Annotated in this window: 15 protein-coding genes; 13 read left to right on the forward strand and 2 right to left on the reverse strand. The window is 39.7% G+C overall.

Features of this window, described 5'->3' with window-relative positions:
• Positions 1-11 precede the first annotated feature (11 nt).
• The 7 genes from trpE (at position 12) to QJV27_RS02430 (ending at position 6,285) form a co-directional block, all read left to right on the forward strand.
• A complete protein-coding gene (gene trpE / locus QJV27_RS02400; RefSeq protein ID WP_281447391.1) occupies positions 12-1,514 on the forward strand; it encodes an anthranilate synthase component I in 1,503 nt (500 codons plus the stop codon).
• 76 nt (positions 1,515-1,590) lie between these two features.
• Complete coding sequence (locus QJV27_RS02405; protein ID WP_281447392.1) at positions 1,591-2,178, forward strand: anthranilate synthase component II; 588 nt, start codon at positions 1,591-1,593, stop codon at positions 2,176-2,178.
• 14 nt (positions 2,179-2,192) lie between these two features.
• Positions 2,193-3,269: an anthranilate phosphoribosyltransferase gene (gene trpD / locus QJV27_RS02410; protein WP_281447393.1), complete on the forward strand. Its 1,077-nt coding sequence runs from the start codon at positions 2,193-2,195 to the stop codon at positions 3,267-3,269.
• Positions 3,270-3,290: 21 nt separating this feature from the next.
• Positions 3,291-4,148 (forward strand): indole-3-glycerol phosphate synthase TrpC, encoded by an 858-nt coding sequence (trpC, locus tag QJV27_RS02415; protein WP_281447394.1) that lies wholly within the window; start codon positions 3,291-3,293, stop codon positions 4,146-4,148.
• 59 nt (positions 4,149-4,207) lie between these two features.
• On the forward strand, positions 4,208-5,155 hold the full coding sequence (lipA, locus tag QJV27_RS02420; protein ID WP_281447395.1) for a lipoyl synthase: 948 nt from the start codon (positions 4,208-4,210) through the stop codon (positions 5,153-5,155).
• Between the two features lie 32 nt (positions 5,156-5,187).
• Complete coding sequence (locus tag QJV27_RS02425) at positions 5,188-5,634, forward strand: type II toxin-antitoxin system RatA family toxin (protein WP_281447396.1); 447 nt, start codon at positions 5,188-5,190, stop codon at positions 5,632-5,634.
• Between the two features lie 147 nt (positions 5,635-5,781).
• The gene (locus tag QJV27_RS02430; RefSeq protein WP_281447397.1) at positions 5,782-6,285 is read left to right on the forward strand and encodes a hypothetical protein; all 504 of its coding nucleotides are present in this window, start codon (positions 5,782-5,784) and stop codon (positions 6,283-6,285) included.
• A gap of 65 nt (positions 6,286-6,350) precedes the next feature.
• Here the strand turns inward: QJV27_RS02430 and QJV27_RS02435 are convergent, their stop codons facing one another.
• Entirely contained in the window at positions 6,351-6,857 is a 507-nt protein-coding gene (locus QJV27_RS02435; RefSeq protein WP_281447398.1) for a CinA family protein, read from the reverse strand.
• 50 nt (positions 6,858-6,907) lie between these two features.
• Positions 6,908-8,890 (reverse strand): lytic transglycosylase domain-containing protein, encoded by a 1,983-nt coding sequence (locus QJV27_RS02440; RefSeq protein WP_281447399.1) that lies wholly within the window; start codon positions 8,888-8,890, stop codon positions 6,908-6,910.
• Positions 8,891-9,219: 329 nt separating this feature from the next.
• On the opposite strand from QJV27_RS02440, the gene purB reads away from it, so the two are divergent.
• The 6 genes from purB (at position 9,220) to purL (ending at position 15,019) form a co-directional block, all read left to right on the forward strand.
• Positions 9,220-10,575, forward strand: coding sequence for an adenylosuccinate lyase (purB, locus tag QJV27_RS02445; protein ID WP_281447400.1), 1,356 nt, complete (start codon positions 9,220-9,222; stop codon positions 10,573-10,575).
• Between the two features lie 130 nt (positions 10,576-10,705).
• Positions 10,706-11,473 carry a phosphoribosylaminoimidazolesuccinocarboxamide synthase gene (purC, locus tag QJV27_RS02450; RefSeq protein ID WP_281447401.1) on the forward strand — a complete coding sequence of 256 codons (768 nt, stop codon included), beginning with the start codon at positions 10,706-10,708 and terminating at the stop codon, positions 11,471-11,473.
• Positions 11,474-11,716: a phosphoribosylformylglycinamidine synthase subunit PurS gene (gene purS, locus QJV27_RS02455; protein ID WP_281447402.1), complete on the forward strand. Its 243-nt coding sequence runs from the start codon at positions 11,474-11,476 to the stop codon at positions 11,714-11,716.
• Positions 11,713-12,111 (forward strand): Rap1a/Tai family immunity protein, encoded by a 399-nt coding sequence (locus QJV27_RS02460; RefSeq protein WP_281447403.1) that lies wholly within the window; start codon positions 11,713-11,715, stop codon positions 12,109-12,111. The genes purS and QJV27_RS02460 overlap by 4 nt, the downstream gene beginning before the upstream one ends.
• Positions 12,111-12,812, forward strand: coding sequence for a phosphoribosylformylglycinamidine synthase subunit PurQ (gene purQ / locus QJV27_RS02465; RefSeq protein ID WP_281447404.1), 702 nt, complete (start codon positions 12,111-12,113; stop codon positions 12,810-12,812). Before QJV27_RS02460 ends, purQ begins: the two co-directional genes overlap by 1 nt.
• Positions 12,809-15,019, forward strand: coding sequence for a phosphoribosylformylglycinamidine synthase subunit PurL (gene purL, locus QJV27_RS02470; protein ID WP_281447405.1), 2,211 nt, complete (start codon positions 12,809-12,811; stop codon positions 15,017-15,019). Before purQ ends, purL begins: the two co-directional genes overlap by 4 nt.
• The last annotated feature ends 1 nt before the right edge of the window (position 15,020 follow it).

Here is a 15,020-nt window from a genome sequence, read left to right on the forward strand (position 1 = left end):
ATATATTTTAAGTGTCAAATGGCCCATTTCAATTAAGTCAGCAAAAAACTGTACTATATACCGTTGAATCTGCTGATCTTATTACCCCTGTATCTGCATTTTTAAAGTTATCTGTACTTGCAGGGAATCATCCAAAAAATATTTTTTTACTTGAAAGCGTGCAAGGGGGAGTATCTCGTGCTCGTTATTCAATTATTGGTTTGTTACCCGATATCATTTGGAAATGTCAGCAGGGAATTGTTTCAATTAATACAGACCCAATAAACAACCCAGATCAGTTTATACAACATGACATTTCTCCTCTGACTTCGCTGCAAGATTTCATAAATCAAAGTCAACTGGATATTCCAGATACTATTCCACCAATGGTCGGTGGGATCTTTGGATATTTGGGATATGATATGGTCAGGCAAATGGAACATTTGCCTAATCCCCCCAAAAATGATTTGGATTTACCTGAAGGAATTATGATCAGACCTTCGGTATTTGCTATTTTTGATACGGTTAAAGACGAATTAACCTTGGCTGTTCCCTTAAGAAATCAATCTCAAGCCGAACAAGAAAAAGCCAAAAAGCTTCTTGGTCAAGTCCAAAGGGCATTAAATGCACCCATCCCCCTCAGCACGATAATTCATAAAACTAAAAAAGACCAATTTCCAACACCATCCTCTACCTTTACCAAGGATGAGTTTAAAGACGCAGTAAAACGCATCAAAGAATATATTTTTGCAGGGGATGCGTTCCAAGTTGTGCCCAGTCAACGTTTTTCTATTCCATTTGAACTGCCACCAGTGGCATTATATCGTTCACTAAGACGCATTAATCCTGCACCTTTTCTTTTCTGTCTACAACTTGATGATTTTGCGTTGGTTGGTTCATCGCCTGAAATTTTAGTCAGGTTACGCAACGGTAAAGTCACCGTTCGGCCATTAGCAGGCACACGTCCCAGAGGAAAAACACCTGAAGAAGATTTACAATTAGAAAAAGATCTATTGGCTGATCAAAAAGAACTGGCTGAACATCTGATGCTGATTGATTTAGGACGAAACGATGTTGGTCGTGTTTGTGATATTGGTTCTGTCAAGGTGACAGAACAATTTGTCATTGAACGATTTAGCCACGTCATGCATATTTCTTCGAATGTTGAGGGTCGTTTAAAACAAAATTTAAATGCATTAGATGCCTTAATTGCAGGATTTCCCGCTGGTACTTTAACAGGTGCCCCTAAAATTAGGGCAATGGAAATCCTTGACGAGATTGAACATACTCAACGCGCAACATATGCTGGATGTATTGGTTATTTTGGCGCCGACGGCAGTATGGACACATGCATCGGGTTAAGGACTGCTTTGATCAAAGATAAAACCATGTATGTTCAGGCAGGCTGCGGTGTTGTGGCAGACAGTGATCCAGAGAGCGAATTCGAAGAAACGCAACATAAAGCCAAAGCACTATTTAGAGCTGCAGAAGAAGCATGGTCTTTCGTCCCAGATATTGATCATCACGATAGTTAATCAAATATATATCCTAAAACCTATAAATAATTTATAATATATTAAGAATACAGCTTTATTGATTGTGTAGGAATAAATGATTTTACTTATCGATAACTACGACAGTTTCACCTATAATCTTGTTCAATATTTTGGTGATTTGGGTCATCAATGTATTGTTCATCGAAACGATACCATTACCGTTCAAGATGCTATGGCTTTAAAACCAGAGGCCATCGTGATATCACCAGGTCCCTGCAGCCCATCAGAAGCAGGAATATGCTGCGATTTAATCACAACAGCCGCCAATGAAATCCCAATCCTAGGAGTATGTTTAGGTCATCAAGCCATTGGACAAGCTTTTGGTGCAAAAGTCGTTAAAGAAAAACCAGCGCATGGTAAGGTGTATCCCATATTTCATACAGGGGAAGGAATTTTCAAAGGTTTATCAAACCCTTTGAAAGTTACCCGTTATCACTCTTTGATTGTTGATGTTGATACGTTACCCAACAGCTTTTTACCAACAGCGTTTACCGAAGACCGTATTTTGATGGCGTTGCATCACAAAGAGCTGCCTATTTATGGTGTACAGTTTCATCCAGAAAGTATAGCTTCAGAGCAGGGGCATGACTTGTTAAAAAACTTTATGGATATCGCTACCCAATGGAATAAGCAAAAACCTTGAATGAAGGAATAAACTTGTCTTTTTCTTTTACTCATATTTTAGAACAAGCATTACAAAGAAAAATTTTTTCCTCGCAAGAATCAACGGAAATTTTTAATGCTATTTTATCTGGTCATCTTTCACATTCACAAATTGCCGCCTTTTTGGCAGCTTTGCGAATACGTGGTGAAACTATCGAAGAATTGGAAGGCGCTGTACGGGCAATGCGTCATCGTATGCTTGCCCTCCCAATCAACGATCCTAAAACTATAGATGTTTGTGGGACAGGCGGGGATGGACACAGTACATTAAATGTTTCAACAGCAGTAAGCTTTGTTCTGGCCGCATTGGGAATATCAGTAGCCAAACACGGGAATAGAGCGCAATCCTCTAAATCTGGTGGGGTGGATGTGTTGTCAGCATTAAATATCCCCCCTCAAACTGATTTTGTCGTTTTACAAAATATGCTGCATCAACACAAAATTGCCTTTTTATCGGCTTTTGTGCATCATCCTGCTTTAAAGGATATCAGCATTGTCAGAAAAGAGCTTGGGATCAGGACGATTTTTAATTTGTTGGGCCCCTTGTCCAATCCTGCAAATGTTAAATACCAAATGATAGGTGTCTATCATCCCAAATGGCTGGAACCCTTTGTTAATGTTTTACGTAATTTAGGTTCCCAGCGTGTATGGGTCGTACATGGATCTGTCAATTCCATGGAAGGCGAGCAGGGGGTCGATGAAGTTACCTTAGCTGGCCCTTCTAAGATCATGGCTTTAGAAAATAATAAAATTATTCCAGTCAGCTTGTCCTTACAAGATATCGAAAAAGCTGGGATAACACCAGCACCATTATCCGAAATACGTGGCGGATCCCCACAATATAATGCGAATGCTATGCTTGAATTATTTAATGGTCAAAAAGGCCCATATCGTGATACAGTACTGATCAACACTGCGATTGCAATGCATATTGTTCAAGACCATTCCTTGATTAATTCCCGTGGTGAAATTGATCCTGTTATTTTAAGTCAACTCATTTCTCACGCTGCCAGAGTCATTGACAATGGTAAAGCAATAACAATATTAAAATCTATTCAACGAAATTCTTAAAGTATATTACCAGTTATTATCATGAACGAAGTATCCTCAACAGACCCAGTCCTAGACGCAATTTTACAATCTGAAAACGAAGTGTCAGATGTGTTGGAGCAAATATGCGCCCGAACCAGAGCAGAAACACAAAAAAGAGCCAGTGTTAAACCTTTAAAAGAAATTGCTGAAGAAGCAAAAAATAAGAAAACACCCACCCGCGGATTTGCCCGTGTTCTTAAGGAAAAAATGGCAAAAAAGCAGATGGGACTTATTGCTGAATGTAAAAAGGCCTCTCCTTCTGCTGGTATTATTCGTCAAGAATACGATCCTGCTATGATTGCCGTTCAGTATGAAAACGCAGGGGCCAGTTGTTTATCTGTTTTGACGGAAAGTGCATATTTTTACGGTAATAACGAAGATTTGAAAGTCGCCAAAGAGGCTTGTTCATTACCCGTCTTACGTAAGGATTTTATCCTTGAACCTTGGCAGGTTTATGAAAGCCGTGCCATTGATGCAGACTGTATTTTGATTATTATGGCGGCACTCAAGGATCAGGAGGCAGCCGAATTGGTTGAATTGGCAACATGTCTTGAATTAGACGTATTGGTTGAAGTTCATAACGAGCAAGAACTAAATCGTGCGCTAGCCTTAGATGTTTCTCTAATTGGTATTAATAATCGGAATTTACGTACTTTAAAAACTGATATTGCCGTAACGCAAGCACTGGCCCCATTGGTTCCCCCTGATCGAATTATTGTATCTGAAAGTGGTTTAAAGACGTTTGATGATATTCACAAAGTACAATCTATAGGTGCCAGTGCTGTTTTGGTGGGCGAAAGTCTATTATCACAACAAAATGCAGGGGCAGCAGTCAGAAATTTACTTGGATTAGAGTAAAATATATTTATATTAATTAGGTAAGCAGTTTAATTAGACGATTTACAAGGATGATATAAATGTCGATTAAAAGAATTGTTGTGCATCATGCCCCAACCAAATCGCATGATCATATTGTAAATGCGTTACCTAAACCTGATTGGATTAAAACCAGAATACGCCAGTCCTCTGTTTTTGAACAAACCAGCAATCTGGTTAAAAATCATAAACTAAATACGGTTTGTACAGAAGCAGCATGCCCTAATATTGGTGAATGTTGGTCGCAACGTCATGCAACCGTTATGATACTTGGCAGTATTTGCACCAGAGCATGTGCATTTTGCAATGTCGCAACGGGACGCCCAAACCCCATCGATCACGAAGAGCCTGAACGCGTTGCCAAGATGGTTCAACAACTAAGCTTACGTCACGTCGTTATCACTTCTGTTGATAGGGATGATCTTCCTGATGGTGGGGCACAACATTTTTCAAATGTTATTCATGCAATCAGAAAAGCTTTACCAACAGTAACAATTGAAATTCTGACCCCCGATTTTTTAAGAAAAGATGGGGCTTTACCAATCATCAGTAAAGCAAAACCTGATGTATTCAATCACAATATGGAAACTGTCCCGCGTTTGTATCCGACCATTCGCCCTGGGGCACGATATTTCCAATCTATGAAATTACTTTACGAAGCTAAATTATTGCAACCCGACGTATTTACAAAATCAGGATTAATGGTTGGACTTGGTGAAAATAAAGAAGAAGTCTTGCAAGTTATGGACGACTTACGATGTGCTCAAGTTGATTTTTTAACCATAGGACAATATCTTCAACCAACGCCAAAACATGCTGCAGTTAAGGCATATATCCATCCAGATATATTCGAAGAATATGCCCGTATCGCACGTGCCAAAGGCTTTTTACAAGTCAGTGCATCCCCAATGACCCGTTCCTCTTATCATGCTGATGCAGACTTTGAAATACTTAAAAATAAACGCCGCATTTTATCTGTAACAAATTAATATGTACTCCCAAAATTTTCGGAGATTAACTTATGCCTACCCATGCTGAAAAACGCTTTATCGCCCATACGCCAGAGCAGATGTTTAATTTAGTTGCCGCGGTTGACCAGTATCCCGAATTCCTGCCTTGGTGTACGGGTGCTGATATTCGTTACAAAGATAAAGAATTATTATTGGCGGACTTAAAAGTAGGGTTCGGACCGTTTAAGGAAGTTTTCGGTAGCCGTGTTGAGCTATTTAAACCCAGTAAAATCATTGTGACCTATGATCGCGGGCCTTTAAAATATTTAAGCAATCAATGGCAGTTTTTACCTGATCCAAAAGGATGTGTTATTGATTTTTTTGTTGATTTCGAATTTAAATCTAAAATTATGCAAAAGGCGATGGGATTGGTATTTAACGAAGCTGTACAAAAAATGGTTTCAGCCTTTGTCAAGAGAGCTGACTTTTGCTATTCAGCTGATCAAATTAAAGCATAAATGTTACAATTAAAAAAAAAATACAAAATATTTATATTATTGATGAATAAGATTTATCTCTTGTATTTTTTAATGTTATAATTACATTTGAAACAACGATTTTATACTGATAAAATTGACTTTTATTTTAAATGAAAAGGATAGATTATGAATTCAGCTTTCAAATTATCTCTTTTTGCTGCAGCACTTGCTTTTGCTGTTCCCAATGTTGTTATGGCTGCTCCTGCTACTACGCAACATTCAAATGCTCATAAATATTACAAAGGGCATCGTCACAGCAAAAAAGTGTCACACAAGCATAATAGAAATGCACAAGGTGCATATCAATCTCAAGGTGATCAAACAACTGCTGACTTAAATGCTCGTAGTTTACAAGTTATTCAATCTGTCAATAATGGTCAGGGGGGATCAGTTCAACAAATCGTTCCAAATCCTGAAAACGCACTGCCACCCAGTGCACGCGTTCCTTTGACTGGAAACCAAACTACCTCTACGTTAAATCGTGATAGCTTACAAGACGTAAACAGATACGACAATACAATGAGACCAGTGCAACCTGTAGCACCAGGTACAGGTAATACGATGGTTCCACCACCTCCACCAGTTGCAGGTAGTGTAAATCCTAATAACATGCCTCCTGTTCAGTACTAATTATTTTTTAATGAAATAATAATCTAAGCAAAGTCTCTTTAGTTTTATTAACTAAAGAGATTTTTTTAATCCTGTGCTATATATTGCAATAATTTAACAGCTTCAATCACTGTCTGTAATCTTACGGCCTCTCTGTTTCCTGAGAACATGAATTTTTTAGCAATGGCTGGCTTATTGTTTCGTTGAACCGCAATCCAAACACATCCCACTGGTTTATGATGACTGCCTCCTTCGGGCCCAGCAATTCCGGTTACTGCCACCCCAATATTCGCCATTAATGCATTGTTTAAAGCACCTTGCACCATTTCGCGTGCCACTTGCTCACTCACAGCACCAAATTCATTTAAACTATATTCTGAAACACCTAAGACTTTTGCTTTCATATGATTAGAGTAGGTTACGAATCCTCCTTCAATATAGGCAGAAGAACCCGGTAAGTCCGTAAGATAACCACTGATCAATCCAGCGGTACAGCTTTCGGCAGTAACCAGCTTAAGTTTACGGTCATTACATAATTTTGAAAATTCTAAACATAGGGATTGCAAAGTATTTTTAAGGATATCAATATTCATACAGACTGTCCTTTTTAAACATTCTCTTTTATTCAATCCAATGACATTTGTTAATAAATATCTGTTTGATATATAACAGTGTTTTCAATAACACGTTGAACATAATTTCTGGTTTCAGAGTAAGGAATCTGTTCAATCCAATCAATTATTTCATCTTGACTTGCAGCGTTGGCTGTGGGGTCATTATTAATAATCCACTGTTTAACACGATTGGGACCACCATTATAACCTGCCACGGCATAGGGTATGGTATTATTAAATCGACCCATTAATTTTTCTAGATAGGCCGTACCTAATTTCATATTATTTTGTGGCACAACCAAATTACCAGGATTACCCATCTTGGCTGGTAATCCAATTTGCACTGCAACTTCTCTAGCAGTGGAAGGTAGTAATTGCATTAATCCATAGGCTCTAGACGGGCTAACAATTAACGGATTAAAACTGCTCTCTTGACGCATAATGCCAAGAGCTAGTCCTTTAGGTAGATTTGAAGCAGGGGGTGTATAAGGGCGAGGCCAACCATTTTTTAACAAAATGATTCCTTTGCTGCCTGCATTTCTGGCAATGGCAACAGCATCATCTGGCAACCCCAATTCATTTGACACTTGGGCATTGATGGCCTGTGTTGTATTGTCGTTGTCATTTTTATTTACTGCCAGTAAAAAAGGACGAGCATGATTGTAATCACTTTGTTGAACCAATATCTGGGCGGCTTGAACTAATTCTTTATCTTTAAACAACTTTATTTGAGAATTTGACCAAACAGGTTCTTGGACATTTGCCAAATATTGTTGAATAGCAGCTGATAATAGACTTGGATTTAAAATAACACTTTGCTTGTTTATTCCTTGCAATTCAGCAATAGCCAGTTGCCCATAAAAAGTCGTTGGTAATTGTGCAGCCTGTTCCCAAGCCTGCTGTGCATAGGAATGTTTATTCAAAGCCTGGTACGCCCGTCCTAACCAATAGTACCCTCGACTTGTTGTTAATACAGAACTGGCATGGGTCAAAGTCTGAAAATGACCAATCGCTTCTGAAGGTTTGTTTAATTTTCTTAAATTTATCCACCCTGCTAAAAAAGCAGAATCGTATTCGCATATATTTGTATTACAAGCGTTTGTCGCTGCCAAAGCATAAGCAGATTTGTTATCTCCATTTGTTAAAAACGAACGAATTAAATGATCTCTTTCAACCCAAAAACGCTTTTGTGTTGAATTGCGTTCTATTTGGAAACCGGTCGTTTGCCATAATTTAAACGCTTCATCATTGCGATTTTGTAATCGTAACCAACGCAATCTTGCATACACTAATCCAGGGTCTTTTAACTGCTTTTTATCCAAGCCTGATAACTGATCTTCGGCAGAAGCAACATTCTTACGAAACGCTAATATTGCCAAAGCAAGTCGTTGTTCTGCAGCCGTTAGGTATTGAACTTGTCTAGACGCAGCAGATAATAAACCATAAGCCTCTAACCGATTAAATCGTTCCCACTGATCAGCATTTGTAAAAAATTCACTAAAACTTTTCAATAATTCTTGTTCATCAGCAGGTTTGCTGACAGTATTAATCCAAGCATTACGTGCCTTTTGCACCAAGTTGGAATCTTGTTTATCTTGCTGGGCGCAAAAAGATAATGCAGCTGCTGACGTTAAAGGTTGAGTTTGACAAATATTGGTAATAACTTTCTTATCCGTCTCTAAGATTAATGCATCTTGCATGCGTTTTAAAAAAACAGAGCGGTTGGGCCAATCAGGATTTTCAGTTAAAAATTGTGCATAAATTGCAGCCGTTCCGCCACTGGGTCGTAAAAGCTGTAAATACAAATTCACTTTGTCTTGTACAGAAGCATTTGCACTTAATCCAACATTATCAGAATCATTTTGATTGATTTCATCCCCTGATCCTGAGGAAACATCGGTATGTTGAATAACGGGTTGAGATCGTACAGGATTACTTTGACTGCATCCAACTGTTGAAATTGCCAATGTTGTTAAAATCGTAGTAAAGCTGAAAAAAGATCTAGCATACATTTTTAAAATTAATCCTGAAAATAATCTTGGTAGGCTTGAAACTATAATATAACAGCCCTGTACCTATACTGATAATCAATTATTGTATTTTGAAATTTTAAATAGAATTAAAACCTTTTGCTTTTTTACGTATCACAACAAAATGAAGCGATTTTATGAAACCATTCCCTAAAATAATATTTGTAAATAGCTTATAACCATCTGGAAATGATTAAAATACCTAACTTAATAAACTTACTTTGGTATTTTTATAATAAAGGCTAGACGAAAAAGTTAAAATCTATGATATAACCTTTTTTTAAGCTATCGAAAAGAAAGGAACGAGGGGGATGATACCACGTTATAGTCGCCCAGTAATGACTGCCATTTGGGCGCCAGAAAATCGTTATCGTATTTGGTTTGAAATTGAAGCTTTGGCTTGTGAAGCTATGGCCAAGTACGATTTTATTCCTAAAGAGGCAGCTAAAACCATTCGCGAGAATGGGGATAAAGCCATGGCTAAATTTGGTGCTTCCGATGTTGAAAAGATTGATGCTATCGAAGCCAAAGTCAGACATGATGTTATTGCTTTTTTAACCTGGCTTGCGGAAAACATCGGTGAAGATAGCCGTTTTGTACATTTAGGAATGACATCTTCTGACGTGTTAGATACCTGCCTTGCTGTTCAATTAACTCAAGCTGCGGATATTTTATTAGAAGATATCGACAAAGTTTTAGCTGCGATTAAAAAACAAGCCTTTGAACACAAATATACCATGACTATTGGTCGCAGCCACGCCATTCATGCAGAGCCAGTGACCTTTGGATTAAAGCTTGCTGGGTATTATGCTGAATTTAACCGTAACAAGAATCGTTTATTACAAGCCCGCGCAGAGATTGCTACATGTGCCATTTCAGGTGCAGTTGGAACTTATGCTCACATAGACCCAAGAATAGAAGCATATGTTGCTGAGAAATTAGGATTAAGTGCGGAGCCTGTTTCTACTCAGGTTATTCCCCGTGATCGCCATGCAGCTTTCTTTGCAACCTTGGGGGTGATCGCCAGCTCTATCGAACGACTAGCCATTGAAATTAGACATTTACAACGTTCTGAGGTCCGCGAAGCAGAAGAATATTTTCACCCTGATCAAAAAGGGTCTTCGGCGATGCCTCACAAACGTAATCCTGTATTGACCGAAAATTTAACAGGTTTGGCCCGTATTGTTCGCTCCCACGTTGTGCCAGCCCTTGAAAATGTCGCCCTTTGGCATGAAAGAGATATTAGCCATTCTTCTGTTGAACGAATGATTTGCCCTGATGGTACTATTACCCTTGATTTTGCTTTGAACAGATTAGCCAGCGTTATGGAAAAACTGGTCGTATATCCTGACCGTATGCAGGCAAATTTGGAAAGTTTAGGTGGCGTGGTTCATTCTGGTGAAGTTTTATTGGCATTGGCCCGTGCAGGATTGTCCAGAGAGGCTGCTTATAGAATTGTACAACGTTCAGCAATGGAAACATGGACAAAATTAGGTAAACCAGAGGGAAAAAGCTTCAGAGAAAACTTGGAAAAAGATCCAGAAATTATGGGGCATATTGATGCATCTGTATTAGATAACGCCATGGATGGCAGCATGCATGTCCGAAATCTGGATTATATTTATCAAAATGTTTTTGGTGAAGTCGGACCAAAATCTAACCCGTAATTTTCTGATGCAATAGCTTGTAAATCAGGCTATTTCTGTCAATATTATATAACAGGTTATTAACCATTATTTATAATACATCTATAATTGATGGTTAATACTCAACCATTTACGACAATAAAGGACGTGTATGACCCGCCGTCGACAAATTTATGAAGGTAAGGCAAAGATCCTCTATGAGGGTCCCGAACCTGGAACTATTGTTCAATATTTTAAAGATGATGCAACCGCAGGAAATGGTGCTAAAAAAGGCACTATTACAGGCAAAGGTGTTTTAAATAATCGTATCAGCGAATATTTAATGACCCAAATTGGCGATATTGGTATTCCAACACATTTTATTCGCCGTCTAAATATGCGTGAACAATTGGTCAAATCCGTTGAAATTATTCCATTAGAAGTTGTGGTACGCAATGTTGCCGCAGGCAGTATCGTTAAACGCCTAGGATTGCAAGAGGGGATGCGATTACCCCGTCCTTTGGTGGAATATTATTTAAAAAATGATGATTTAAATGATCCACTAGTATTGGAAGATTACATTACAGCCTTTAATTGGGCAACTATTCAAGAAATGGACGAAATTGTTGGATACACGTTGCGTATTAACGATTTTCTCAGTGGATTATTATTAGGGGTAGGTATTAAACTGATCGACTTTAAACTGGAATTTGGCCGATATTGGAAAGACGACGAATCCCACATCGTGTTGGCTGATGAAATCTCTCCTGATAATTGTCGTTTTTGGGATATCGAAAGTGGCGAGAAGCTGGATAAAGATCGCTTCCGCCGGGATCTGGGCAAAGTGGAGGAAGCATACCAAGAGGTTGCACGCCGTTTAAAAATTATACCTGAAACTCATCTTGAAGTCGTAAAAGGCAAAGACGCGGAGAATATCTAAATGAAAGTTCGTTTAATCATTATGTTAAAGCAAGGGGTTTTAGATCCCCAAGGCAAAGCAATTAATCACGCTTTACATAATCTTTCTTTCCAAGAAGTCCAAGGGGTTCGTGTTGGTCGTGTTATTGACTTGGAAGTTCAAGAAACATCACCAGATCAAGCCAAAGCAAGAGCTGCCGAAATGGCAAAACAGTTACTAGCAAACGGCGTTATTGAAGATTTCGAAATTGAGGTAATGGCATGAATAAAAAGATAATTTGTATGTTGTCTGGCTTTGCCGTTGCAGCGTTTTCTTTATCCCAGCACGCATCTGCACAAAGAATTACCCCATTACCAGCCAGTAACTTTTTGCAATTATGTAAAAATCCTAAATCATTAAAAACATGTGACGCTTATATCAGTGGGATTGCGGACTCTGTTGCATATTCCAAGATGTTCGCAAAAAATCAAGGTGACGCCAATGCACCCGCCGGATTTTGTATTGCACCCTCTGTCAAAGGTGCGGAAATGAGAGAGAAAGTTGTTACATGGATGTCAAATAATCCTGCTAAGCTTTCTCAAAATGCAGGTGGGGCTGTTTTTACAGCACTACATGATGCATATCCATGCCAACCTTCTGCAAAAGGTGAGAAAAAATAATGAAAATAGGTATCGTTGTTTTTCCAGGTACCAACCGCGAACGAGATATGGTTATCGCCTTTGAACGGGTAACTGGGGTAACACCGACAGTTATTTGGCACCGCGAAACGACATTGCCTCAATTAGATATGGTTGTCCTGCCTGGTGGGTTTAGTTATGGGGATTATTTACGATGTGGTGCAATGGCTGCCCATTCACCCATTATGAATGAAATCAAACATTTTGCTCAAAAAGGTGGATATATCCTTGGGGTCTGTAATGGATTTCAAATTTTAACCGAGGCTGGATTATTACCAGGAGCCTTGTTGCCTAACGCCAGCTTAAGGTTTTTATCCAGAGATTGCCACTTGCGAATTGAAAGAAACGATACTGCTTTTACCTGTGGGTGGAAACAAGGCGATGTCTTTAAAACAGCAACCGCGCACGGGGATGGCAATTATTTTTGTGATGCCGAGAGCCTAAAACGTATTGAAAGCGAAGGGCAGGTTGTCTTTCGTTACAGTTCCCCCCAAGGTGAAATTAACCCAGTAGATACCCAATCCAATCCCAACGGAAGCATTAATGCCATAGCGGGTATTATTAATGAAACCGGGCGTATCTGCGGTATGATGCCCCATCCAGAAGATATGGTTGATCCCTTAATGGGTAGTGAGGATGGAAAACCTCTTTTCCAAGGAATAATGGAGACACTAACTCGATGAGTAAAGCAAAACAGCTTACGGTAAATGAGGAACTAGGGAAAGAATTTGGACTTTCCAAAGATGAATATTCCAAAGTTTTAACTATCATGGGACGTACACCAAGCCTTACAGAATTGGGTATATTCTCTGTTATGTGGTCTGAACATTGTTCTTATAAATCGTCACGCGCATGGTTGCGCAATCTGCCAACCACAGCACCATGGGTTATTCATGGCCCAGGTGAAAATGCAGGCGTAGTTGATATTGGACAAGGTCTGGCTGCTATCTTTAAAATGGAAAGTCACAACCATCCTTCTTTTATTGAACCTTATCAAGGTGCAGCAACAGGGGTTGGGGGCATTTTACGCGACGTTTTTACAATGGGTGCGCGACCTGTTGCCAACTTAAATGCCCTTCGTTTTGGTAGTCCAAGTCATCCTGCCACCCGTCATATTGTAGACGGTGTTGTAAAAGGTATTGGTGGATACGGAAATTGCGTCGGTGTTCCGACTGTTGGCGGTGAAGTAAACTTTCACGAAAGTTACAATGGCAATCCCTTGGTTAATGCTATGACTGTGGGGATTGCAAGACAGGATCGTATTTTCTTGTCCGCAGCAGCAGGGGTCGGCAATCCTGTTATTTACGTTGGTTCAAAAACGGGTCGTGATGGTATTCACGGCGCAACGATGGCATCTGCAGAGTTTGATGAAGACGCGGCCTCCAAAAGACCAACAGTACAAGTTGGTGATCCATTTGTTGAAAAACTGTTAATCGAAGCGTGTTTAGAGCTGATGGCGACAGATGCCATTATTGCCATTCAGGATATGGGGGCGGCTGGTTTAACGTCCTCTGCCGTTGAAATGGCAGGCAAGGGTGGCGTTGGTATTGAGTTGAATCTGGACCACGTCCCACAACGTGAAACACAGATGACGGCTTATGAAATGATGTTGTCAGAAAGCCAAGAACGAATGTTAATGGTTTTACGTCCAGATCGTACTGAATTGGCCAAAGAAATCTTTAACAAATGGGAATTGGATTTCGCAATTATCGGTCACCTCACTGATACGGGTAATATCGTTATTAAACATAATGGAATTACTGAAGCAGATATTCCTTTAAAACCATTGGCAGATGAAGCCCCTTTGTACCATCGTCCCACTGCACCTTATCCCAAACCTCAACCTTTGGGACAGTTAGATATTGATATCAGCATTGAACAATCTCTTATCAAGTTACTGGGATGTGCTGATCTTGCCTCTCGCTCTTGGATTTGGGATCAATATGACAGCACCATTGGTGGACAGACGATGTATCGCCCAGGTCAAGCTGATGCTGCATTGATTCGTGTTGATGGCACCCAACTTGGATTGGCTTTAACAACAGACTGTACCCCTCGTTATTGTGCTGCTGATGCATATCAGGGGGGAGCTCAAGCGGTGGCTGAGGCATGGCGCAATATTACAGCAACAGGTGCAAAACCCCTAGCAGTTACGGACAATTTGAATTTTGGCAATCCCGAAAAACCAGAGGTTATGGGACAAATCGTTTCAGCCATTGATGGAATGAAGGATGCCTGTAATGCTCTGAATTTCCCCGTCGTCAGTGGTAACGTTTCTTTGTATAATGAAACCCGCAACGCCGAGGGCGAGAATGTTTCAGTATTACCAACACCTGCCATTGGCGGGTTAGGGGTTATAGACGATATTTCCAAAGCCGTTGGACATGCATTATTGCCTGATTTTGATTTGGTTGTTATTGGTACAACCAAAGGGGAATTGGGGCAAAGCCTTTGGTTAAGGGAGATATTAGGCAAGGAAACTGGTCATCCCCCAGCTATTGATTTGCAAGCTGAACGTCACAATGGTGACTTTGTCCGTCAAGCAATTCGTGACGGTCTGGTTCAAGCATGTCATGATATTTCTGATGGTGGATTATTAGTTGCCATCGCTGAAATGGCGATGTCTGGCAATGTAGGATGTACATTAGATGTCCCACAAAGTGGTATTCGTCCCGAAGCCTATTGGTTTGGTGAAGATCAAGCTCGATATGTTATAATGACCTCTGACAAAGATGCACTAATAAAAGCAGCCAAAACACACAAAATCCCAGCTAGAGAAATTGGATGTACAGGAGGTGATGCACTTGTCATGCCTTCTGGTGCAACCATTACGATTGCTAGAATGAAGGCAGCTTCTAAAAGCTTCTTTGAAAATCTAATGAAAGTATAAT

Origin of the sequence: Commensalibacter oyaizuii (assembly GCF_029953265.1) — a bacterium.
In the GTDB taxonomy this organism is placed as follows: domain Bacteria; phylum Pseudomonadota; class Alphaproteobacteria; order Acetobacterales; family Acetobacteraceae; genus Commensalibacter; species Commensalibacter oyaizuii.

Excerpts from the sequence above, each read along its gene's own strand:
- QJV27_RS02430 (WP_281447397.1), top strand. The coding sequence starts at position 5,782 with ATGAATTCAGCTTTCAAATTATCTCTTTTTGCTGCAGCACTTGCTTTT.
- QJV27_RS02425 (WP_281447396.1), top strand. The coding sequence starts at position 5,188 with ATGCCTACCCATGCTGAAAAACGCTTTATCGCCCATACGCCAGAGCAG.
- QJV27_RS02405 (WP_281447392.1), top strand. The coding sequence starts at position 1,591 with ATGATTTTACTTATCGATAACTACGACAGTTTCACCTATAATCTTGTT.
- purQ (WP_281447404.1), top strand. The coding sequence starts at position 12,111 with ATGAAAATAGGTATCGTTGTTTTTCCAGGTACCAACCGCGAACGAGAT.
- QJV27_RS02435 (WP_281447398.1), bottom strand. The coding sequence starts at position 6,857 with ATGAATATTGATATCCTTAAAAATACTTTGCAATCCCTATGTTTAGAA.
- QJV27_RS02440 (WP_281447399.1), bottom strand. The coding sequence starts at position 8,890 with ATGTATGCTAGATCTTTTTTCAGCTTTACTACGATTTTAACAACATTG.
- purB (WP_281447400.1), top strand. The coding sequence starts at position 9,220 with ATGATACCACGTTATAGTCGCCCAGTAATGACTGCCATTTGGGCGCCA.
- lipA (WP_281447395.1), top strand. The coding sequence starts at position 4,208 with ATGTCGATTAAAAGAATTGTTGTGCATCATGCCCCAACCAAATCGCAT.
- purS (WP_281447402.1), top strand. The coding sequence starts at position 11,474 with ATGAAAGTTCGTTTAATCATTATGTTAAAGCAAGGGGTTTTAGATCCC.
- trpC (WP_281447394.1), top strand. The coding sequence starts at position 3,291 with ATGAACGAAGTATCCTCAACAGACCCAGTCCTAGACGCAATTTTACAA.
- purL (WP_281447405.1), top strand. The coding sequence starts at position 12,809 with ATGAGTAAAGCAAAACAGCTTACGGTAAATGAGGAACTAGGGAAAGAA.
- QJV27_RS02460 (WP_281447403.1), top strand. The coding sequence starts at position 11,713 with ATGAATAAAAAGATAATTTGTATGTTGTCTGGCTTTGCCGTTGCAGCG.
- purC (WP_281447401.1), top strand. The coding sequence starts at position 10,706 with ATGACCCGCCGTCGACAAATTTATGAAGGTAAGGCAAAGATCCTCTAT.